At 71.5% G+C, this 24,413-nt stretch carries 4 protein-coding genes; all 4 read left to right on the top strand.

The window, feature by feature from the left end; translation table 11 throughout:
- Position 1: 1 nt before the first annotated feature.
- Positions 2-502 (top strand): PH domain-containing protein, encoded by a 501-nt coding sequence (locus AB0D46_RS07405; RefSeq protein ID WP_362876320.1) that lies wholly within the window; start codon positions 2-4, stop codon positions 500-502.
- Complete coding sequence (locus tag AB0D46_RS07400) at positions 499-2,055, top strand: PH domain-containing protein (RefSeq protein ID WP_362876319.1); 1,557 nt, start codon at positions 499-501, stop codon at positions 2,053-2,055. Before AB0D46_RS07405 ends, AB0D46_RS07400 begins: the two co-directional genes overlap by 4 nt.
- A gap of 323 nt (positions 2,056-2,378) precedes the next feature.
- Positions 2,379-4,223 (top strand): asparagine synthase (glutamine-hydrolyzing), encoded by a 1,845-nt coding sequence (asnB, locus tag AB0D46_RS07395; RefSeq protein ID WP_362876318.1) that lies wholly within the window; start codon positions 2,379-2,381, stop codon positions 4,221-4,223.
- A 265-nt stretch (positions 4,224-4,488) separates the two neighbouring features.
- On the top strand, positions 4,489-24,413 hold a 19,925-nt coding region (locus AB0D46_RS07390), incomplete at its 3' end, for a type I polyketide synthase (RefSeq protein ID WP_362876317.1).

Below are 24,413 nucleotides of genomic sequence, written 5' to 3'. Positions count from 1 at the left end.
AGTGCCGCACAACGAAGAACTGAGGCTCCGACCTCCTCGCAACCGGGTCGAGACCCGGGCCATCGGCTGGTGGACGCTCCAGTCGTCCCTCTTCGCCCTGCCGCTCCCGCTCGTGTTCGGCGTGCTGTGGCTGACCATCGCGCCCGCACGCTTCGTGTTCGGCCCGCTCTTCCTCATCGCGCTCGTCCCCGGCCTGCTGTACATGGGCGTCATGCCGATCTGGCGCTACCGGGTGCACCGCTGGGAGATGACCGACGAGGCCGTCTACGCCGCCTCCGGCTGGCTCTGGCAGCGCTGGCGCGTCGTTCCCCTCTCCCGGGTCCAGACCGTCGACATGCTGCGCGGGCCCCTTCAGCAGATGTTCGGGCTCTCCGGGATCACCGTCACCAGCGCCTCCTCCGCGGGCGCCGTGAAGATCAAGGGCATCGACCACCGGACCGCCACCGAGCTCGTCGAGCAGCTGACCACGTCCACCCAGGCCGTACCGGGAGACGCCACGTGACACCGGACACCGCAGTGCGACAGCAGGAGTACACCGAGAGCGACGGATGGGGGCGGCTCAACCCCCGACTGTTCCTCGTCAACCTCAGCGTCGTCGCCACACCGCTGGCCACCTTCGGCGCCACCACCGTCATCACCGGCGAGGTCACCCTCCAAGTCCTGATCACCTTCGCCTCGTTCCTCATCACCTGCCTGGTCATCTCCGGCATCAGCCTGATGCGCCTGCTCACCACCCGGTACCGCATCACCGAGGACCGGGTGGAGCTCCACAAGGGCCGGTTCTTCCGCAGCGAACGCTCGGTCCCCGTCGACCGCATCCGCAGCGTCGACCTGACCGCCAACCCGCTCCACCGGATCTTCGGCCTGACCTCCCTGAAGATCTCCACCGGCGACCAGGCCACCTCCGGCGGCGGCCTCTCCCTGGACGGCCTCAGCACCCGCGACGCCGAGGAGCTGCGCCGCCGGCTCAGCGAACTCCGCCACGCCCGCCAGGGCCTGGAGACCGCCGACCCCGACACGGACGCCACCCTCGCCGCCCTCGACTGGGCGTGGCTGCGGTACGCGCCGCTCACCCTGTGGGGCGTCGGCGGTGTCTTCATCGCCGTCGGCACCGTCTACCGCACGCTGCACGAGATGAAGGTCGACCCCCTCGAACTCGGCATCGTCAAGGACATCGAGGGGCGCTTCGGCTCCGTGCCGCTCTGGTACGGCCTGCTGCTCGCCTTCGCCGTCATCGTCCTGACCGGTGTCGCCGGCTCGACGGCGACCTTCATAGAGGGCTGGGGCGGCTACCACCTCGACCGCCCCGAGACGGGCATGCTCCGCGTCCGCCGCGGCCTGCTCATCACCCGCTCCGTCAGCATCGAGGAACAGCGGCTGCGCGGCGTCGAAGTGGCCGAGCCACTGCTGCTGCGCTGGGCCGGAGGCGCCCGCCTCAAGGCCGTCGCCAGCGGCTTGGGAGACGAGGACGAGAACAGCAGCCGCAGCCGCCTCACCCCGCCCGTACCGCTGGGCCTGGCCCGCCGGATCGCCGCCGACGTCCTCGGCGAGGACGCCGCCCCGACCACCGACGCGGAATTCGCGCCGCACCCCCGCGCCGCCCTGCGGCGCAGGATCAACCGCGCCCTGATCTGGTCGGTCCTGATCGCCGTTCCCTTCGTCGGGCTGGGCCTGTGGCTCACCCCCGTGCTCGTGCACACGGGGTGGATCACCGCCGTGGTCCTGTTCTCCGTCGGCCTGGCCTTCGCCTTCGACGCCTACCGCAACCTCGGCCACGCCCTGCACGGCCCCTACCTCGTCACCCGCGCCGGAACCTTCACCCGCCGCACCGCCGCCCTCCAGCGCGACGGGATCATCGGTTGGTCCATCACCCGTTCCGTTTTCCAGCGCCGGGCCGGCCTGTTCACCCTGGGTGCGGCGACGGCGGCGGGCGGCGGCGTGTACAAGGTTCGCGACGTGGCCGTCTCGGACGGGCTGGCGTTCGCGGAGGACGCCGTACCCGGCCTGTTGGCCCCGTTCATCGAACGGGTCCCGGCGGGAGCCGGCCGGGGGTAGCCGTACGGCGGTGACCCGACAGGCAGTGACCCGACAGGCGGTGTTCCGGCGGTGGTCGGGCTCGCGGGCGGAGGGGTGGTCCTCGTGACCACCCCTCCGCTTTTGCGTGCGCATACCTTCTTGTGGCAGCCCCGGGCGTTCCTTTATTCGGGCTTTACCTGAGCCCCTCCGGGCATGAACTTCCTTTGCCTCGACTTGCCTTGTTCTTTGCGATAGGGGGTCGTAGGGGATGTGGGCCCCCGCGGTCCGGACCTAGCGTCGTGGCCGAACAGGCGCGTCCGCCGGGCGTCGGGAGGAAGCGCCGCGAGACTGAGGAGCACCACATGTGCGGCATCGCCGGCTGGATCGCCTACGACCGGGACCTGGCCCAGGAGACCTCGACCCTGGACCGCATGGTCCACACCCTGACCGGACGCGGACCCGACGCCGGAGGCAGGTGGATCGAAGGCCCCGCCGCACTCGGCCACCGCCGGCTCGCCGTGATCGACCTGGTCGGGGGCGTCCAGCCCATGCACGCCACCACCCCCGACGGCCGCGTCGCCCTGACCTACAGCGGCGAGGTGTACAACTTCGTCGAACTCCGCCAGGAACTGCGCGGACGCGGCCACCACTTCCGCACCTCCAGCGACACCGAAGTCGTACTCCACGCCTACCTGGAGTGGGGCGAGGCGATGGCCCCCCGACTCAACGGCATGTACGCCTTCGCCATCTGGGACGCCCGCACCCGCAAACTCGTCATGATCCGCGACCGGATGGGCGTCAAACCGCTCTTCTACCACCCCACCACCGACGGCGTGCTCTTCGCCTCCGAACCCAAGGCGATCTTCGCCAACCCCCTGGCCAAGCCCGTCGTCAGCGCCCGCGGCCTGCGCGAGTTCGTCGCCCTCCACCGGCCGCCCGGCGAAACCATCTGGGACGGCGTACGCGAAGTGGTCCCCGGCACCGTCGTCACCGTCGACCGGGCCGGCATCCGCAGCCACACCTACTGGCGGCTGGAGAGCCGCGAGCACACCGACGACCTCGACACCACCGTCGAACACGTCCGGGAACTCCTCGACGACAGCGTCGGCCGCCAACTCGTCGCCGACGTCCCCACCTGCGTCCTGCTCTCCGGCGGCCTCGACTCCAGCGCGGTCACCGGGATCGCCGCCCGGCACCGCGCCGCCGAAGGCCGCCCCCTGCACACCTTCGCCGTGGACTTCAGCGGCGCCTCGGACGACTTCGTCCCCACCGGCGTCCACGGCAGCCACGACGCCGACTTCGCCACCGCGATGGCCCGCCACGCCGGCACCGACCACACCGACATCGTCCTCAGTCCCGCCTCCGTCGCCGACCCCGAGGTGCGCCGCCAGGTGGTCATCGCCCGCGACAGCCCGGCCGGCCTCGGCGACATGGACGTCTCCCTCCACCTGCTGTTCAAAGCCATCCGCGAACGCTCCACCGTCGCCCTCTCAGGAGAAGCCGCCGACGAGGTCTTCGGCGGCTACGGCTGGCTCCACAACCCCACCGTCCAGAACAGCGACACCTTCCCCTGGATCACCGCCGGCATGATCGGCGCTACCCCCAACACCCAACCCGTCGAGATGTACAACCTCGACACCCTCATCGCGCTCAACCCGCTGGAAACCGTCGCCGAAAACTACGCCACCGCCCTCGCCGAGATCGGCCGCGTGGACTCCGAGAGCCCGCACGAACAACGCATGCGCGTCATGTCGTACCTCCACCTCACCCGCTTCCTGCGGATGATGCTCGACCGCAAGGACCGCATGAGCATGGCCGTCGGACTGGAAGTGCGCGTCCCGTTCTGCGACCACCGACTCGTCGAATACGTCTACAACACGCCCTGGACGATGAAGACCTACGACGGCCGCGAGAAGAGCCTGCTGCGCGGCGCCACCAAGAACCTGCTCCCACGATCCGTGATCGAACGCACCAAGAGCCCCTACCCCGTCATCCAGGACTGGCGCTACGCCGAGGCCCTCCAGCGGCACGCCAAGGAACTCCTCGGCGAGGACGGCCCCGTCTTCCAGATCGTCAGCCGCGACTGGCTCGGCGAAACGGTACTGGCCACCCCCGAAAGCCTGACCCCCGCCGCCCGCAACGGATTGGAACGGGCCCTGGACACCGCGATCTGGCTGGACGTCTACCAGCCCGAGATCCGCATGTAGCACGGACCGCGCCACGGGCCGGCCGGGGAGACCCCCGCCGGCCCGCACCCGTTTCCCGTCACCACGGAAACCTTCCTCGGGATTCTTGCAATTACCCGCACTCCGAGGGCATTATGATCCAGTCGCACACACATATTCATCGCGCATTCCGCAGCGTCCCCGCATAGGGGCCCCTAGGGGCCTGTTAGGGGTTTCTGCGGCACCTTTCACGTGCCAGGGTCATAACCGGTCTTAGGTTTCTCTGCACGGAGTGATGGAGCGCGCGATGTTGAACGAATCCCAGGATTTCGCAGCCGAAATCGACGGCGCCCCCGAGGCCGGCGGAACCCAGGACGTCAGCAGCGGCGACAGCCCCGAACGGTGGCGCGAACGCCTCGCCGGCCTGACCGCGGGCGAACAACACACCACCCTGCTCGACTGGGTCTCCTCCCTGGTGATCGCCGCGCTCCGCGACAACGCGCCCGCCACGCTCGACGCCCACCGCTCCTTCCTCGACCTCGGTTTCGACTCCCTCGCCGCCGTCGACCTGCACGCCCGCCTCGTCGCCGACACCGGCCTGCGACTGCCCGTCACCCTCGCCTTCGACCACCCCACCCCCGCCCACCTCGCCCGCCGGATCCACGCCCTGCTCCTGGGCCTGACCAGCCCCGTAGAAACCCCCGTCGCCGCGGCCGTCAGCAGCGACGAGCCCATCGCCATCGTCGGCATCGGCTGCCGGTTCCCGGGCGACGTGCATTCCCCCGAAGCGCTCTGGGACCTCGTCGCCGCCGGCACCGACGCCATTTCCGAATTCCCCACCGGGCGCGGCTGGAACCTCGACTCGCTCTACGACCCGGACCCCGACAGCTCCGGCACCACGTATGCGCGCGAAGGCGGATTCCTCCACGACGCCGACCAATTCGACGCCGCGTTCTTCGGAATCTCCCCCCGCGAAGCCACGGCAATGGACCCGCAGCAACGCCTGCTGCTGGAAACCTCCTGGGAGGCCTTCGACCGGGCCGGAGTCGACCCCGCCCAGCTCCGCGGCGGACAGGTCGGCGTCTTCGTCGGCGCCGAAACCCAGGAATACGGCCCCCGCCTGGAGGACGCCGCCGACGGGTTCGAGGGCTACCTCCTCACCGGCAACGCGGCGAGCGTCGCCTCCGGCCGCATCGCCTACACCTTCGGCTTCGAGGGCCCCACCGTCACCGTCGACACCGCCTGCTCCTCCTCCCTGGCCGCCCTGCACCTCGCCGTCCAGGCCCTGCGCACCGGCGAATGCACGATCGCCCTCGCCGGCGGCGTCGCCGTCATGGCGAGCCCCGGCTCGTTCGTCTCCTTCAGCCGCCAGCGCGGCCTCGCCCCCGACGGCCGCTGCAAGCCCTTCGCGGCCGCCGCCGACGGCACCGCCTGGGGCGAAGGCGCCGGCATGCTCCTCGTGGAACGCCTCTCCGACGCCCGCGCCAACGGCCACCGCGTCCTGGCCGTCGTCCGCGGCACCGCCATCAACCAGGACGGCGCCTCCAACGGCCTGACCGCGCCCAGCGGCCCGGCACAGCAGCGCGTCATCCGCCAGGCCCTCGCCAACGCCCGCCTGTCGGCCGCCGACGTCGACGTCGTGGAAGCGCACGGCACCGGCACCACGCTGGGCGACCCGATCGAAGCGCAGGCGCTGCTGGCCACGTACGGCCAGGACCGGCCCGCGGACCGGCCGCTGTGGCTGGGCTCCCTCAAGTCGAACATCGGCCACACCCAGGCCGCCGCCGGCGTCGCCGGCGTCATCAAGATGGTCATGGCGATGCGGCACGGCGTCCTGCCCCGCACCCTGCACGTCGACGAGCCCACCCCGCACGTCGACTGGGAGGCGGGCGCCGTCTCCCTGCTGACCCGGTCCGTCGACTGGCCCGCCTCCGACGCCCCGCGCCGCGCGGGCGTCTCCTCCTTCGGCATGAGCGGCACCAACGCGCACGCCATCATCGAGGAGCCGCCGGCCGAAGACCGCGAGGACGCCGGCGAGGGAGCGGAGGGCGATACGGGAGACCGCGCGGCGGACGGCACGGCGGACAGCACGGCGGACGGCACGGCGGACGAAACGCCGTCCCGGTCGGCCGAAGCGCCCGCCGGCCCGCTGCCCTGGACCCTGTCCGCCAAGACCCCCGAAGCCCTGCGCGCCGCCGCCCGCCGCCTCGGCGACTGGCTCGACACCCGGCCCGAGGTCGACCCCCTCGACATCGGCCACTCCCTCGCCGCCACCCGCGGCCGCTTCGAACAGCGGGCCGTCATCCTCGGTGACGACCGCACCACCCTCGTGCAGGGCCTGCGCGCCCTCGCCGACGCCACCGACACACCCACCGTCATCCGCACCGAACCCGCGGCGGGCCGCCTCGCCGTCCTCTTCACCGGCCAGGGCAGCCAGCGCCTGGACATGGGCCGCGAACTCTACGAGACCTACCCGGCGTTCGCCGACGCCCTCGACGACACCTGCTGGTTCCTCGACGAACAGCTCGAACTCCCGCTCCAAAACGTCCTGTTCGCGGAGACCGGCACCCCCGAAGCGGCCCTCCTCCACCAGACCGGCTACACCCAGCCCGCCCTCTTCGCGATCGAGGTGGCCCTCTACCGCCTCGTCGAATCGTGGGGCGTGCGGCCCGACTTCGTGGCCGGCCACTCCGTGGGCGAAATCGCCGCCGCACACGTCGCCGGCGTGTTCTCCCTAGAAGACGCCTGCGCCCTGGTCGCGGCGCGTGGTCGGTTGATGCAGGCACTGCCGACCGGTGGCGTGATGATCGCGGTCCAGGCATCGGAGGACGAGGTCCTGCCGCTGCTGACGGACGGCGTGAGCATCGCCGCCGTCAACGGCCCGCAGTCGATCGTCATCGCCGGTGACGAGGACGCCGCCGTCGCGGTCGTGGAATCCCTCGGCGGACGCAAGAGCAAGCGGCTCACCGTCAGCCACGCCTTCCACTCGCCGCACATGGACGGCATGCTCGACGAGTTCCGACGCATCGCCCAGGTCCTCGACTACGCCCAGCCCACCCTCCCCGTCGTCTCCCTCCTCACCGGTACCACCGCCACCGCCGGCGAACTCGCCGACCCCGAGCACTGGGTCCGCCACGTCCGCGAAGCCGTCCGCTTCCTCGACGGCGTACGCACCCTCCAGGCGCGCGGCGCCGACTCCTTCCTGGAACTCGGCCCCGACCCCGTCCTCACGGCCCTCGCCCAGGACTGCCTGGTCACCGACCCGCAGGACCCCACGAACCCCGCCTTCGCCGCCGCACTGCGCTCCGGCCGCGCCGAGCCCGCCACCCTGCTCGACGCCGTCGCCCGCATGTTCGTCCGGGGCGCCGCCGCCGACTGGACCGCCTTCTACGCCGGTACGGGCGCCCGGAGCGTGGAACTGCCGACGTACGCCTTCCAGCGACAGCGCTACTGGATGGACGCCCGCACCCCCGCCGCCGAACCGGCCACGACGTCCGGGCACCGGACCGACCCGGCCGACAGCGCGTTCTGGGACGCGGTCGAACTCCAGGACGTGGCCGCGCTCGCCGCGACCCTCGAACTCGACGCGGACGGCGAGCAGCCGCTGAGCGACGTCGTGCCGGCCCTGTCGGCCTGGCGCCGCCGCGTACGCACCCGCTCCACGGTGGACGGCTGGCGCTACCGCGACGCCTGGAAGCCGCTGACGGACGCCGCGAACGGCGCGGGTGTGCGGCTGTCGGGTGTCTGGCTGGTGGTGGTTCCTGCCGGAGGCGTGGATGACGCGGCTGTGGTGGGTGCGTTGGTCGGGCGTGGGGCCGAGGTGCGCCGTGTGGTGGTCGAGGCGGGTACGGAGCGGGCTGCTCTGGCCGGTCTGTTGTCGGGTGCGGGCTCTGTGGCCGGTGTGGTGTCGCTGCTGGCTCTGGGGGAGTCGGCGGGTGTCGTTGAGAGTGCTGTTCTGGTGCAGGCGTTGGGTGATGCCGGGGTGGGGGCGCCGTTGTGGTGCCTGACGCGTGGTGCGGTGAGTGTGGGTCGTTCCGATGTCCTGGTGTCGGCGGTCCAGGCGCAGGTGTGGGGTCTGGGTCGGGTCGCGGCGTTGGAAGTTCCGGAGCGTTGGGGTGGTCTGGTGGACCTTCCCGAGGTGTGGGACGAGCGGGCGATGGGCCGCTTGGCGGGTGTGTTGGCCGGTGGTTCTGTCGGTGAGGACCAGGTCGCGGTGCGTTCCTCGGGCGTCTTCGGGCGTCGTTTGGTGCGTGCGGTGGCGGGGGGTACGGATTCCTGGGTGCCGTCGGGGACGGTGCTGGTGACCGGTGGTACCGGTGCGCTGGGTGGTCGGGTCGCGCGGTGGTTGGCCGGGGCGGGTGCCGGGCGTCTGGTGCTGACCAGTCGTCGGGGTGGGGACGCTGCGGGTGCGGCCGAGTTGGTTGCCGAGTTGTCGGAGCTTGGTGTCGAGGTGTCGGTGGTGGCGTGTGATGCCGCTGACCGGGATGCGTTGGGTGCGCTGCTGGCCGCCGAGGCCGACACGCTGACGGCGGTCGTGCATACGGCTGGGATCCTGGACGACGGGGTGCTCGACGCTCTGACTCCGGAGCGGTTCGAAGGCGTACTGCGGGCCAAGGCGGTTTCCGCGCTGAACCTGCACGAGCTGACCGTCGAGCTGGGTATCGAGTTGTCCGCGTTCGTGTTGTTCTCCTCGATGAGCGGCACGGTGGGCGCGGCCGGCCAGGGCAACTATGCTGCCGCCAACGCTTACTTGGACGCGTTGGCCGAGCAGCGTCGTGCTGCCGGTCTGGTCGCGACGTCGATCGCGTGGGGTCCGTGGGCCGAGGGCGGCATGGCGGCCGATGAGGCGATGGACGCCCGGATGCGCCGCGAAGGTGTTCCGCCCATGGCGCCCGACGACGCAATCGCCGCACTGGCGCTGGCCGTTGGCATGGGCGAAGCCGCCCTGACCGTCGCGGACATCGACTGGGACCGCTTCGCGGCCGTCGTGGCCGCCGTCCGGCCCAACCCGCTCGTCCGCGGCCTCCTCACCGCCGCATCGGCGGGCGAAGCCGCAGTCACCGGCCACGGCACCGTGGTGACGGGCGCCGACGTCGCGGGGGCCACCTTCGCGAAGCTGGCCGAACTGCCCCGGGCCGAACAGGACCGGGAACTGCTCGCCCTGGTCCGTACCCAGGTCGCCTCCGTACTCGGACACGAAGGCGTGGACGCCGTCGGCGCCGAACGCGCCTTCAAGGAGCTCGGGTTCGACTCCCTGACCGCCGTCGACCTGCGCAACCGCATGGGCGCGGCCACCGGGCTCAAGCTGCCCACCACCCTCGTCTACGACTACCCGACCTCGTCGGCCCTCGCCGGCTACCTGCGGGGCGAACTCGTGGGCAGCGGTGCGACGGCCGCGGACCCCGCGCTGCCGGAGCCCGCGACCGCCGCGCCGACCGACGGCGATCCGATCGCGATCGTCGCGATGAGCTGCCGCTTCCCCGGCGGTGTACGGACCCCCGAAGACCTCTGGCGTCTGCTCGCGCAGGGTACGGACGCGGTCGACGGGTTCCCGGCCGACCGCGGCTGGAACCTCGACGCCCTCTACGACGCCGACCCGAGCACGCAGGGCACCTCGTACGCCCGCGAAGGCGGCTTCCTCTACGACGTCGCCGACTTCGACGCCGACTTCTTCGGGATCTCGCCGCGCGAGGCCCTCGCCATGGACCCGCAGCAGCGGCTGCTGCTGGAGACCTCGTGGGAGGCCTTCGAGCGCGCCGGCATCGACCCCGCCGCGCTCAAGGGCAGCCGGGCGGGCGTGTTCGTCGGGACCAACGGACAGGACTACCTGTCCCTCGTCGCGGGCGAGGCCGACGGTCTCGAAGGACACGTCGGCACGGGCAACGCCGCGAGCGTGGTGTCCGGTCGTCTCTCGTACGTGTTCGGGCTGGAAGGACCGGCCATCACGGTCGACACCGCCTGCTCCTCGTCGCTCGTCGCCCTCCACCTGGCGGTGCAGGCGCTCCGCCAGGGCGAGTGCACCATGGCGCTCGCCGGTGGTGTGACCGTGATGTCCACCCCGGATGCCTTCATCGACTTCAGTCGTCAGCGCGGGCTGGCGGCCGATGGTCGGATCAAGGCGTTCGCGGAGGGTGCGGACGGTACGGGTTGGGGTGAGGGTGTCGGCATGCTGCTCGTGGAGCGGCTGTCGGATGCTCGTCGCAACGGGCATCCGGTGTTGGCGGTGGTGCGTGGTTCGGCGATCAATCAGGACGGTGCGAGCAATGGTTTGACGGCGCCGAACGGGCCGTCGCAGCAGCGGGTGATCCGGCAGGCGTTGGCCAGTTCGGGGTTGTCGGCGGCCGAGGTGGACGCGGTGGAGGCGCACGGTACGGGTACCCGTCTGGGGGACCCGATCGAGGCGCAGGCGTTGTTGGCGACGTACGGGCAGGAGCGGGCGGAGGGTCTGCCGTTGCTGCTTGGTTCGGTGAAGTCGAACATCGGGCACACGCAGGCTGCCGCCGGTGTGGCGGGTGTGATCAAGATGGTCATGGCGATGCGGCACGGTGTGCTGCCCCGCACGCTGCACGTGGACGTGCCCACCCCGCACGTCGACTGGACCGCCGGAGACGTCGAGCTGCTGACCGAGCAGCGGGACTGGCCGGCAACCGGCCGTCCGCGCCGGGCCGGCGTGTCCTCCTTCGGACTGAGCGGCACCAACGCCCACACCATCATCGAAGAGGCCCCGCTCCCGGCCGAGGCCGCGGCCACCGAGCGGCGCACCGCAGGCAGCCCTCCGGTCCTGCCGTACGTCGTCACCGGGAAGAACCCCGCCGGGCTGCGCGCCCAAGCGGAGCAGCTCGCGTCGTGGCTCGCCGACACCCCGCAGGCCGATGTCCTGGACACCGCGTACTCGCTCGCAGTCCAGCGGTCGAAGTTCGAGACCCGAGCCGTGCTGGTGGCGGGCACCGAAGACCGCGAGGCGCTGACGGCCCGCCTGCGCGGGCTCGCGGCGGCGGGCGAGCCCGTGCCGGGCCTCGTGCAGGGCACGGTGTCGGGCGGCGGACTGGCCTTCCTGTTCACCGGACAGGGCAGCCAGCGCCTCGGCATGGGGCGCGAACTCTACGCCGACCAGCCGGTGTTCGCCGACGCGCTGGACGCGGTGTGCGCACGTCTCGACTCGCAGCTCGATGTGCCGTTGCAGGACGTCCTGTTCGGGTCGGACGCGGCCCTGTTGAACGAGACGCGGTTCACGCAGCCGGCCTTGTTCGCGGTCGAGGTCGCCTTGTTCCGGCTGCTCGAATCGTGGGGCGTCCGGCCGGACTTCGTGTCGGGGCATTCGATTGGTGAGATCGCCGCCGCGCACGTGGCGGGGGTGCTGTCGCTGGATGACGCGTGTGTGTTGGTGGCGGCGCGGGGGCGATTGATGCAGGCCCTGCCGGGCGGTGGCGCGATGATCGCCGTACAGGCATCCGAGGACGAGGTCCTGCCGCTGCTGACCGACCGGGTGAGCATCGCCGCCGTCAACGGCCCGCAGGCCGTAGTCATCGCGGGCGACGAGGATGCCGCGGCGGCCATCGCCGCATCGCTCACCGGCCGCAAGACCAAGCGACTGCCGGTGAGCCACGCCTTCCACTCGCCGCACATGGACGCCATGCTGGACGACTTCAGCCAGGTCGTGGCGGGGCTGTCGTACGCGGCCCCGCGGATACCGCTGGTGTCGAACCTGACCGGCGCTCTCGTCACCGACGAGATGACCTCGGCCGAGTTCTGGGTCCGACACGTCCGGGAGGCCGTGCGCTTCCTCGACGGCGTGCGGACCCTGGAGACGGCCGGCGTCTCGACGTACGTCGAGATCGGCCCCGACGGCGTACTGTCCGCCCTGGCCCAGGACTGCCTGACCGCCGACGTGGACACCGCCTTCGTGCCGGTGCTGCGCGCCGGCCGCGCGGAAGCCGAGTCGACGCTCACCGCTGTCGCCGAGGCGCACGTACGGGGTGCGCAGGTGGACTGGTCCGCCTGGTTCGCCGGTACGGGCGCCGCGCCGGGAGAGCTGCCCACGTACGCCTTCCAGCGGCAGCGTTTCTGGCCGGAGACGGCCGCGCCGGGCGGCGCTCCCGTGCCCGCACGGGCGGTCGACGGGGTGGACGCGCGGTTCTGGGAAGCGGTGGAACGCGGCGACCTCGCCTCCCTGCTGTCCGAACTGGACGTGGCCGACGACGCGAGCTTCAGCGACTTCGTACCCGCGCTGTCGGCCTGGCGTCGGCAGAACCAGGAACAGGCGCAGATCGACGGCTGGCGCTACCGGGAGTCGTGGAAGCCGCTCACGGCGGCGGCGCTGACCTCCAGTGCGCCGGGCGGCCAATGGCTCGTCGTCGTACCCGCCGCGCACGAGGACTCCTTGACGGCGGCCGTGGCGGACGCCCTGGCCGTACGGGGAGCCGAGGTCCGGCGCGTGGTGGTCGACGCCGCCTCGGAGCGGGCTGCTCTGGCCGGTCTGCTGTCGGGTGCGGGCCCCGTGGCCGGTGTGGTGTCGCTGCTGGCTCTGGGGGAGTCGGCGGGTGTCGTCGACACCGCTGTTCTGGTGCAGGCGTTGGGTGATGCCGGGGTGGGGGCGCCGTTGTGGTGTCTGACCCGTGGTGCGGTGAGTGTGGGTCGTTCCGATGTCCTGGTGTCGGCGGTCCAGGCGCAGGTGTGGGGTCTGGGTCGTGTGGCGGCGTTGGAGGTTCCGGAGCGTTGGGGTGGTCTGGTCGACCTTCCCGAAGCGTGGGACCAGCGGACCCTGGCAAGGCTGGCCGGCGTCCTGGCCGGGGGAGCCGCTGCTGAGGACCAGCTCGCGATCCGCGCCTCCGGGGTCTTCGGCCGTCGCCTCGTGCGCGCGGTACGTGCCGAGGGCTCCGCGTCCTGGACACCGTCGGGGACGGTGTTGGTGACCGGTGGTACGGGTGCGCTGGGTGGCCGGGTGGCCCGTTGGCTGGCCGGGGCCGGGGCCGGGCGTCTGGTGCTGACCAGTCGTCGGGGCGCGGACGCTGCGGGTGCGGCCGAGTTGGTTGCCGAGTTGTCGGAGCTTGGTGTCGAGGTGTCGGTGGTGGCGTGTGATGCCGCTGACCGGGATGCGTTGGGTGCGCTGCTGGCCGCCGAGGCGGACACGTTGACGGCGGTGGTGCATACGGCTGGGATCCTGGACGACGGGGTGCTCGACGCTCTGACTCCGGAGCGGTTCGAGTCCGTGTTGCGGGCCAAGGCGGTTTCCGCGCTGAACCTGCACGAGCTGACCGTCGAGCTGGGGATCGAGCTGTCCGCGTTCGTGCTGTTCTCCTCGATGAGTGGCACGGTGGGCGCGGCCGGTCAGGGCAACTATGCCGCCGCCAACGCTTACTTGGACGCGTTGGCTGAGCAGCGTCGTGCTGCCGGTTTGGTCGCGACGTCGATCGCGTGGGGTCCGTGGGCCGAGGGCGGCATGGCCGCCGACGGAGCCCTTGAGACCCGGATGCGTCGGGACGGCGTACCGCCCATGGACGCCCCTCGGGCGATCCGAGCCCTCGGGCAGGCCGTCGGGTCCCGGGATGCCGTCGTCACGGTGGCCGACGTCGCCTGGGACCGGTACCTGGAACAGCACACCGCCGTACGCCGCAGCGAACTGTTCAGCGACCTCAGCGAGGTACGTGCGACCCGCGCGGCGGCGCAGGCCCGATCCGACGCCCACGGACAGGCCGACGCTCCCACCGGCCGGCCCCTCACCCTCTCCGGCCGCCTCGCCGTACTCGCGCCCGCCGAGCAGGAGCGGGAGCTGCTCACCCTGGTCCGCACGCACGTGGCCGCCGTACTCGGCCACGACGGCTCCACAGCGGTCGGCGCGGAACGCGCCTTCAAGGAGCTGGGGTTCGACTCGCTCACGGCGGTCGAGCTGCGCAACCGCCTCGCCGCGGCGACGGAGCTGCGGCTTCCCACCACGCTGGTCTACGACCACCCCACCTCCGCCGCCCTGGCCGACCACCTCCGCGCCGAGCTCGTGGGCGGCGTCGCCGTCTCCGGCGCGCTGCTGCCCGTCGCTTCGGCCGCCGACGGCGATCCCATCGCGATCGTCGCGATGAGCTGCCGCTTCCCCGGCGGCGTACGGACCCCCGAAGACCTGTGGCAGCTGCTCGCGGACGGTACGGACGCCGTCGCCGGGTTCCCGGCCGACCGCGGCTGGGACCTGGAGCGGCTCTACAGCCCCGACCCCGACCGGACGGGCACCTCGTACACGCGTGAGGGTGGATTCCTCGCCGACGCGGCGCACTTCGACGCCGACTTCTTCGGGATCTCCCCGCGCGAGGCCATGGCGATGGACCCGCAGCAGCGGCTGCTGCTGGAGACCTCGTGGGAGGCGTTCGAGCGGGCCGGCATCGACGCCGGGACCCTGCGCGGCAGCCGCGCCGGCGTCTTCATCGGAACCAACGGCCAGGACTACCTGTCCCTGGTGGCCCGTGAACAGGACGGTCTGGAAGGCCACGTCGGCACCGGCAACGCGGGAAGCGTCATGTCCGGACGCCTCTCCTACGTGTTCGGCCTCGAAGGTCCGGCGGTCACGGTCGACACCGCCTGCTCCTCGTCGCTCGTCGCCCTGCACTGGGCCGTGCAGGCGCTGCGGCAGGGGGAGTGCACCCTGGCGCTCGCCGGTGGCGTGACGGTCATGTCGACGCCCGAGAACTTCATCGACTTCAGTCGTCAGCGCGGGCTGGCGGCCGATGGTCGGATCAAGGCGTTCGCGGAGGGTGCGGACGGTACGGGTTGGGGTGAGGGTGTCGGCATGCTGCTCGTGGAGCGGCTGTCGGACGCTCGTCGCAACGGGCATCCGGTGTTGGCGGTGGTGCGTGGTTCGGCGATCAATCAGGACGGTGCGAGCAATGGTTTGACGGCGCCGAACGGGCCGTCGCAGCAGCGGGTGATCCGGCAGGCGTTGGCCAGTGCGGGGTTGTCGGCGGCCGAGGTGGACGCGGTGGAGGCGCACGGTACGGGTACCCGTCTGGGGGACCCGATCGAGGCGCAGGCCTTGTTGGCGACGTACGGGCAGGAGCGGGCGGAGGGTCTGCCGTTGCTGCTGGGTTCGGTGAAGTCGAACATCGGGCACACGCAGGCTGCCGCCGGTGTGGCGGGTGTGATCAAGATGGTCATGGCGATGCGGCACGGTGTGCTGCCCCGCACGCTGCACGTGGACGCGCCCACCCCGCACGTCGACTGGACCGCCGGAGACGTCGAGCTGCTGACCGAATCCGTGCGGTGGCCCGAGACCGGGCGTCCGCGCCGGGCCGGCGTTTCCTCGTTCGGCATCAGCGGCACCAACGCCCACACCATCATCGAGCAGGCGCCGGACGCCGAGACTCCCGCGAACGCCCGGCCGCTGCCCACCGTGCAGCCGGCACGCGTCGTTCCGTACCTTCTCTCCGGCAAGACCGACGAAGCCCTCCGGGCACAGGCCGCGGCTCTGGTCGCACACCTGGACGCCGCCAACGAAGGCGGCGACGCGGACGCGGACGCGGCGGACACGACCGCGGCCGACACGACCGCGATCGACGTGGCGTACTCGCTGGCCACGGGCCGCGCACGCCTCGACCACCGCGCCGCCGCCCTCCTGACCGTCGGCGAGGACGCGGACCTGCGGACCGCCCTCGCACACCTCGCCGCCGGCGAGACCTCGCCCCGACTCACCACGGGAACGGCCCACGACGGCAGCACCGCCTTCCTGTTCACGGGCCAGGGCAGCCAGCGGCTCGGGATGGGCCGCGAACTGTACGACGCCTACCCGGTGTTCGCCGACGCGCTGGACGCCGTCTGTGCCCACCTGGACACGCTGACCGAACTCCCGCTGCGGGAAGTCCTGTTCGGTTCGGATGCGGCTCTGTTGGACGAGACGCGGTTCACGCAGCCGGCTTTGTTCGCGGTCGAGGTGGCCTTGTTCCGGCTGCTCGAATCCTGGGGTGTCCGGCCGGACTTCGTGTCGGGGCATTCGATCGGTGAGATCGCTGCCGCGCACGTGGCGGGTGTGCTGTCGTTGGATGACGCGTGCGTGTTGGTGGCGGCGCGTGGTCGGTTGATGCAGGCGCTGCCAGCCGGTGGCGTGATGATCGCCGTTCAGGCTTCGGAGGACGAGGTCCTGCCGCTGTTGACGGACCGGGTGAGCATCGCGGCCGTCAACGGGCCGCAGTCGGTGGTGATCGCGGGTGATGAGGACGCCGCCGTCGCGGTGGTGGAATCGCTCGTCGGCCGCAAGAGCAAGCGGCTGCCCGTGAGCCACGCGTTCCACTCGCCGCGCATGGACGACATGCTGGACGACTTCCGCCAGATCGTGGAAGGGCTGACGTTCGCCGATCCGACCATCCCGGTCGTGTCGAACCTGACCGGCGCCCTCGTCGTCGACGGCGAGATGGGCTCGGCAGACTTCTGGGTGCGGCACGTACGGGACGCGGTCCGCTTCCTGGACGGAGTCCGCGCCCTGGAGGCCGCGGGCGTGACGACGTACGTCGAACTGGGGCCGGACGGTGTGCTGTCCGCCCTCACGCAGGATTGCGTGACGGACGAGGCCGCTGCGGTCGTCGTCCTGCCCGTGCTGCGCAAGGGCCACGCCGAGGCCGAGAGCGTCGTCACCGCCCTCGCCCAGGCCCACGTGCACGGTGTTGACGTCGACTGGTCGGCGTTCTTCGCGGGGACGGGCGCCCGACGCGTCGACCTGCCGACGTACGCCTTCCAGCGACAGCGGTTCTGGCCCAGCGCGACGCTGGTCGCCACCGGCGACGCGGAGGCGATCGGCCTCGGCGACGCCGGACACCCGCTGCTGGGCGCGACGGTCGCGCTCGCCGATTCCGAAGGCGCGATCCTGGCGGGCCGGCTGTCGCTGGACACGCACCCCTGGCTCGCCGACCACACGATCCACGGTGGGGTGCTGCTGCCGGGCACGGCTTTCGTGGAGTTGGCGGTTCGGGCCGGTGACCAGGTCGGCTGCGATGTGGTCGAGGAGCTGACGCTGGAGGCCCCGCTGGTCCTGCCGGAGCACGGCGGCGTCCAGCTCCAGCTCGTGGTCGAGGCGCCGAACGCCTCCGGCAGCCGAGCGTTCGCCGTGTACTCCCGGCTCCAGGACGGACCCACGCAGGAGCTGTGGACGCGTCACGGGTCCGGTGTGCTGGCCGTGGGTGCCGGATCGGAGGCCGCGGCCGGGTTCGAAGAGTTGGCGGTGTGGCCGCCGGTCGACGCCGTCGCGGTGGACGTGAGTGGGTTGTACGAGGAGCTGGCCGCGGCCGGTGTCACCTACGGGCCCCTGTTCCAGGGGCTGAAGGCCGCCTGGCGGCGCGGGAGCGACCTGTTCACGGAGGTCGTGCTCCCGGAGGACGGCCGCCGCGACGCGGCGCGGTTCGGTCTGCATCCGGCGCTGCTCGACGCGGGCCTGCACGCCATCGGCCACGGCGAGTCCGACGCGATCGCGCAGGGGGCGCTGCTGCCGTTCTCGTGGTCCGGTGTTTCGTTGTTCGCGGGGGGTGCTTCGGCGCTGCGGATGCGGTTGACGCCGGTGTCCGCGGAGGACCCGCACACGTTGGCGTTGTTGGTCGCGGACGAGTTCGGGCGGGCGGTGGCGGCGGTGGAGTCGTTGACGTTGCGGCCGGCCTCGGCCGAGCAGGTCAACGCCGCTACCGGTGGCCATGTCGAGTCCCTGTTCCGCGTCGCATGGATGCCCGCGCCGACCGTGGCTGCCCCGACCGGCCTTCGTTGGGCCGTCCTGGGCCGCGATGAGCTCGGCTTGGGCGGCACGGGTGCGCTGGTCACCGTGTACGCCGACGCGGACGCGCTGGGTACGGCGCTGGACGCGGGGGAGCCGGTCCCGGACGCGGTCTTCGTGCTGCCGGGCGTGCAATCGCTCGCCGGGGACACCGTGGGCTCCGTCCACGCGGCGGTGAACGGCGCGCTGGAGTTGGTGCAGGGGTGGCTTGGCGACGATCGGTTCGCGGGTACGCGTCTGGTGTGGGTGACGTCGGGTGCGGTGGTCGTGGGTGCGGGGGAGGGTGTGCGGGATCTGGCGGGTGGCGCGGTGCGCGGTCTGCTGAGGTCGGCGCAGTCGGAGAACCCGGGCCAGGTCGTGATGCTGGACGTGGACGTGGACGTGGACGGGCACGTGGACGCGGCTTCGGCAGTCGGTTTTGCCGCCGCGTTGGCGTCCGGTGAGCCGGAGTTGGCGGTCCGGGATGGCGTGGTCAGCGTGCCGCGCCTGGTGCGCGTGCCGTCCGTGGACGCTGCTTCCGAGGCCCGGATCAGCCTGGGCGACCCGTCGGGCACGGTGCTCATCACGGGTGCCACGGGCAGTTTGGGCCGGTTGTTCGCCCGCCACCTGGTGACCGCGTACGGAGTGCGGCGGCTGCTGCTCACCAGCCGGCGCGGTCCGGAGGCGCAGGGAGCCGAGGAACTGGTCGCCGAACTGGTCGGGTTGGGCGCGCACGTCGACCTCGTCGCCTGCGACATCGCCGACCGGGATGCGCTGGCCGTCGTACTGGCGTCCGTACCGGCCGAGCACCCGCTGTCCGCTGTGGTGCACACCGCGGGAGTCCTGGACGACGGCGTGCTCTCCTCGCTCACCCCTGAGCGAGTGGCCGCTGTTCTGCGTCCGAAGGTCGATGCGGCCTGGAACCTGCACGAACTCACCCGCGCACTCGACCTCTCGGCGTTCGTCCTGTTCTCGGGTGCGGCTGCGGCGTTCGGTGCGGCCGGGCAGGCGAACTACGCGGCGGCCAATGCCTTCTTGGAGGTGCTGGCCGAGCAGCGTCGCGCCGAGGGTCTTGCGGCCACCGCGCTCGCCTGGGGTCTGTGGGCCCCGCAGACGGGCAGTGACAGCGGAATGGCGGCGACCCTCGACGAGGTCGATCTGCGGCGTATCGCACGGGACGGCGTTGCTGCGCTGGCTGCCGACGAGGGGCTTGGGCTCTTCGACCTGGCCATGGGACTCGATGCGGCGGTGTTGGTGCCGATGCATCTGGACGTGTCGGTGTTGCGGGCGCAGGCGGTGTCGTCGGGTTCGGTGCCGGCGTTGTTGCGTGGGTTGGTGCGGGTGCCGGCGCGGCGGATGGTCGAGCGGCGTGCGGGTGGGGCGGCTGATGTCGGGTCCTCGCCGCTGGTGGCTCGGTTGCTCGGGTTGCCGGTCGCGGAGCACGAGGGCGTGTTGCTGGAGCTGGTGTGCGGTCGGGTAGCTGGGGTGCTCGGGCATGCGGGTGCTGAGGCCGTGGATGCCGAGCGGGCGTTCCGGGATCTTGGTTTCGACTCGCTGACGGCTGTGGAACTGCGCAACGTGCTGAAGGCGGAGACCGGCCTGCGGCTCCCGCCGACACTGATCTTCGACTACCCGACGCCACACGCTCTCGCCCGCCACCTGCTGAACGAACTTGCGGTGACCGGCGGTCCCGCTGCACCCGGAGAGCACGGCCCGAGGACGCCGGTGCGGACCTCCGTGGGCGTGGCCGACGACCCGATCGTGATCGTGGGTATGGGGTGCCGGTTCCCGGGTGGTGTGCGGACGCCGGAGGACCTGTGGCAGCTGGTTTCCTCGGGTGGGGACGGGATTACGGGCTTCCCGACCGACCGTGGTTGGAACGTGGAGGGGCTGTATCACCCGGATCCGGATCACGCGGGTACGTCGTACACGCGTGAGGGTGGGTTCCTGCACGATGCGGCGGAGTTCGATCCGGCGTTCTTCGGGATCTCGCCGCGCGAGGCCCTCGCCATGGATCCGCAGCAGCGGTTGCTGTTGGAGACGTCGTGGGAGGCGTTCGAACGGGCGGGGATCGACCCGACGTCGATGCGCGGTACCCGGACCGGCGTGTTCGCCGGCGTCATGTACCACGACTACGTCACCGGGATAGGCATCGGGGACGGCGCCGGCAGCGGAGACGAACTGCCCGAGGGAGTGGAGGGTTACCTCGGCACCGGAAACGCGGGCAGCATCGCCTCCGGCCGTATTGCCTACACCTTCGGGCTTGAGGGGCCGGCGGTGACGGTGGACACGGCGTGCTCGTCGTCGTTGGTGGCTCTGCACTGGGCGATCCAGGCGTTGCGGCAGGGCGAGTGCGACATGGCGCTGGCCGGTGGTGTGGCGATCATGGCGACGCCGGAGACGTTCATCGACTTCAGTCGTCAGCGTGGTCTGGCCTCCGACGGTCGGTGCAAGTCCTTCGCGGACGGTGCGGACGGCACGGGGTGGGCCGAGGGCGCGGGCATGCTGCTCGTGGAGCGGCAGTCGGACGCGGTGCGCAACGGGCATCGGGTGCTGGCGGTGGTGCGGGGTTCGGCGGTCAACCAGGACGGTGCGAGCAATGGTCTGACGGCGCCGAACGGGCCTTCGCAGCAGCGGGTCATTCGTGAGGCGCTGGCCAGTGCCGGGTTGTCGGGCGCGGATGTGGACGCGGTGGAGGCGCACGGTACGGGTACCCGTCTGGGGGACCCGATCGAGGCGCAGGCGTTGTTGGCGACGTACGGGCAGGAGCGCGCCGAGGGTCGGCCGTTGTTCCTGGGTTCGATCAAGTCGAACATCGGGCACACGCAGGCGGCGGCCGGCGTGGCCGGTGTGATCAAGATGATCATGGCGATGCGGCACGGTGTGTTGCCGAAGTCGCTGCACGTGGACGCGCCGTCGTCGCAGATCGACTGGGAAGCGGGCGATGTCAGTCTTCTGACGGAGGCCCTGGACTGGCCGGAGACGGGTCGTCCGCGTCGTGCGGGTGTGTCCTCGTTCGGCATCAGCGGTACCAACGCCCACACCATCATCGAGCAGCCGATGGCCGCGGAAGTGGCCGCGACGACGTCCGGGGGCGAGACCGTACCCCTCCCGTCGGTGCCGTGGGTCCTCTCGGCTAAGGGCACGGAGGCGCTCCAGGCGCAGGCGCGTCAGCTCCAGTCGTACGTCCTGGCCACGCCGGACGCGCGGCCGGCCGATGTGGCGTGGTCGCTGACGACGGGCAGGGCCTCGTTCGAGGACCGCGCGGCCGTCATCGCCACGGACCGTGAGGCACTCCTGGCCGGCCTTGAGGCACTGGCCGAGGGCCGCTCGACGTCGGGGGTCGTGACGGGCTCGCCGGTCGGCGGCAAGGTTGCCTTCCTGTTCACCGGTCAGGGCAGCCAGCGGCTGGGAATGGGGCGCGAACTGTACGACGCCTTCCCGGTGTTCGCGGAGGCACTGGATGCGGTGTTCTCCCGTCTCGACCTCGAAGTACCGCTGCGGAACGTGCTGTTCGGGTCGGATGCGGCGCTGCTGGACGAGACTCGGTTCACTCAACCGGCGTTGTTCGCGGTTGAGGTGGCGTTGTTCCGGCTGGTCGAGTCGTGGGGTGTGCGGCCGGACTTCGTGTCGGGGCATTCGATCGGTGAGATCGCTGCCGCGCATGTGGCGGGTGTGTTGTCGCTGGACGACGCGTGCGCGTTGGTCGCGGCGCGTGGTCGGTTGATGCAGGCGCTGCCGGCCGGTGGCGTGATGATCGCCGTTCAGGCTTCGGAGGACGAGGTCCTGCCGCTGCTGACGGACCGGGTGAGCATCGCCGCCGTGAACGGCCCGCAGTCGGTCGTGATCGCGGGCGATGAGGACGCCGCGGTCGCGGTGGTGGAGTCCCTCGGTAACCGCAAGAGCAAGCGGCTCGCGGTCAGCCACGCGTTCCACTCGCCGCGCATGGACGCCATGTTGGAGGACTTCCGCCGGGTGGTGGAGGGGCTGGCGTTCGCCGCACCGCACATCCCGGTGGTGTCGAACCTGACCGGCACCCTCGTCACCGAGGAACTCGCCACCGCCGAGTTCTGGGTCCGCCACGTCCGCGAAGCCGTGCGCTTCCTCGACGGCATCCGGACCCTGGAAGCGGCGGGCGTGACGACGTACGTCGAACTCGGCCCGGGTGGCGTGCTCTCGGCCATGGCTCAGGAGGGTGTGACAGCCGGTGAAGCCGTTGCCTTCGTTCCCGTTCTCCGCAACGGGCGTCCCGAGCCCGAGACGGTGGTCGCTTCGTTGGCTCAGGCCCACCTGCGGGGCCTGGACGTGGACTGGTCGGCGTTCTTCGCCGGTACGGGCGCCCGCCGGGTGGAGCTGCCGACGTACGCCTTCCAGCGGCAGCGCTTCTGGTTGCAGCTGACGGGCGCGGCGCGCAACGGCGCCGGCCCCGACCTGGACTCCCGATTCTGGGACGCCGTGGAACGCGAGGACATGGAGTCCCTCGCCGACACCCTGAACATGGACGACGAGGGTGCGTGGGGCTCGGTTCTCCCCGCACTGTCGGCCTGGCGCCGCAACCTGCGGACCCGGTCCGAAGTGGACCGCCGGCGCTACCGGGTGACGTGGAAGCCGCTGACGGATGCTGCGGCGGGCGCCGCCGGTGTGCGGCTGTCGGGCACCTGGCTGGTCGTGCTCCCGGGCGGAGCCGTGGATGACACGGCCGTGGTGGAGGCGCTGGCCGGGCGCGGCGCCGAGGTCCGGCGGGTCGAGGTGGATGCGGGGACGGAGCGGGCTGCTCTGGCCGGCCTGCTGTCCGGCGTCGGGTCCGTCGCCGGTGTGGTGTCGCTGCTCGCCCTGGACGAGTCTGCCGGTGTCGTCACGACGTCCGCCCTGGTGCAGGCGTTGGGCGATGCCGGCGTTGAGGCCCCGTTGTGGTGCCTGACGCGGGGTGCGGTGAGTGTGGGCCGTTCCGATGCGCTGGTGTCGGCGGTTCAGGCGCAGGTGTGGGGTCTGGGTCGGGTTGCGGCGTTGGAGGTGCCGGAGCGTTGGGGAGGTCTCGTCGACCTTCCCGAGGTGTGGGACGAGCGGGCGATGGCCCGACTGGCCGGTGTGCTCGCCGATGGTGCCCACGGCGAGGACCAGCTCGCGGTCCGTTCCTCGGGTGTCTTCGGACGTCGCCTGGTGCGTGCGGCAGCCGGGGGTTCGGATTCCTGGACGCCGACCGGAACCGTGCTGGTGACGGGCGGTACGGGCGCGCTGGGTGGTCGGATCGCGCGATGGCTGGCCGAAGCCGGCGCGGCGCGTCTGGTGCTGACCAGCCGCCGGGGCGCGGAGGCGCCCGGGGCGGCCGAGCTGGCCGTCGAACTGTCGGGAACGGGTGTCGAGGTGTCGGTGGTGGCGTGTGACGCCGCCGACCGCGATGCGCTGAGGGCTCTCCTCGCGGCGGAGGCCGACACGCTGACGGCGGTCGTCCACACGGCCGGGATCCTTGATGACGGGGTGCTGGATGCTCTGACCCCGGAGCGGTTCGAGTCAGTGCTGCGGGCCAAGGCGGTCTCCGCCCTCAACCTGCACGAGCTGACGGTCGAGCTCGGCATCGAGCTCTCCGCCTTCGTACTGTTCTCCTCGATGAGCGGCACGGTCGGCGCCGCCGGCCAGGGCAATTACGCTGCTGCGAACGCCTACTTGGACGCGCTTGCCGAGCAGCGGCGTGCGGCCGGTCTGGCCGCGACCTCCCTCGCCTGGGGCCCGTGGGCCGATGGCGGAATGGCAGCCGACGAAGCCCTTGAGGCCCGGATGCGTCGTGAGGGTCTGCCGCCGATGGCGCCGGACACGGCCATGGCCGTCCTGCGGCAGAGCGTGTCGGCGTCCAGCGATGCTGCGGCCCTGCTGGTGGCGGACGTGGACTGGGAACGTTTCGGTCCCGCGTTCACCGTCGTACGCCCGAGCAACCTCTTCGCCGAGCTGCTGGAGACCCGGCCTGCCGGGCCTGCCGCGCGGGCCGAGGACACTGGCGCATCAGTCGGTAGGTTCGCCGGTCTCGGTGCGGCCGAGTTGGAGCGGGAGCTGCTCGCTCTGGTCCGTGCGCAGGTCGCGGTGGTTCTGGGGCACGACGGCTCGGAAGCGGTCGGCGCGGAGCGTGCTTTCAAGGAGCTGGGGTTCGACTCGCTCACCGCTGTCGAGCTGCGCAATCGGCTGGGGGCGGTGACGGGTGTGACCCTGCCCGCGACGCTGATCTTCGATTACCCGACGGCTTCCGCGCTGACCGCCTTCCTGCGGGACGAACTCCTCGGCACGCGGGCGGAGATCGCGGGTCCGGTGGTGGGGGCGGTGACGGCCGTCGATGACGATCCGATCGCGATCGTGGCGATGAGTTGCCGGTTCCCGGGTGGGGTGCGTACGCCGGAGGATCTGTGGCGGTTGTTGTCGAGTGGTGGTGACGCCATCGGCGAGTTCCCGGTGGATCGTGGTTGGGATCTGGAGCGGCTCTACAGTGCGGATCCGGATCAGCAGGGCACGTTCTATGCCCGTGAGGGCGGTTTCCT

This window comes from Streptomyces sp. NPDC048383 (assembly GCF_040651775.1).
GTDB lineage: Bacteria > Actinomycetota > Actinomycetes > Streptomycetales > Streptomycetaceae > Streptomyces.
This window is presented reverse-complemented; position numbering and strand designations above follow the sequence as displayed.

Bases quoted from the DNA above. Each gene is read 5' to 3' on its own strand.
- asnB (WP_362876318.1), top strand. From the start codon at position 2,379: ATGTGCGGCATCGCCGGCTGGATCGCCTACGACCGGGACCTGGCCCAG.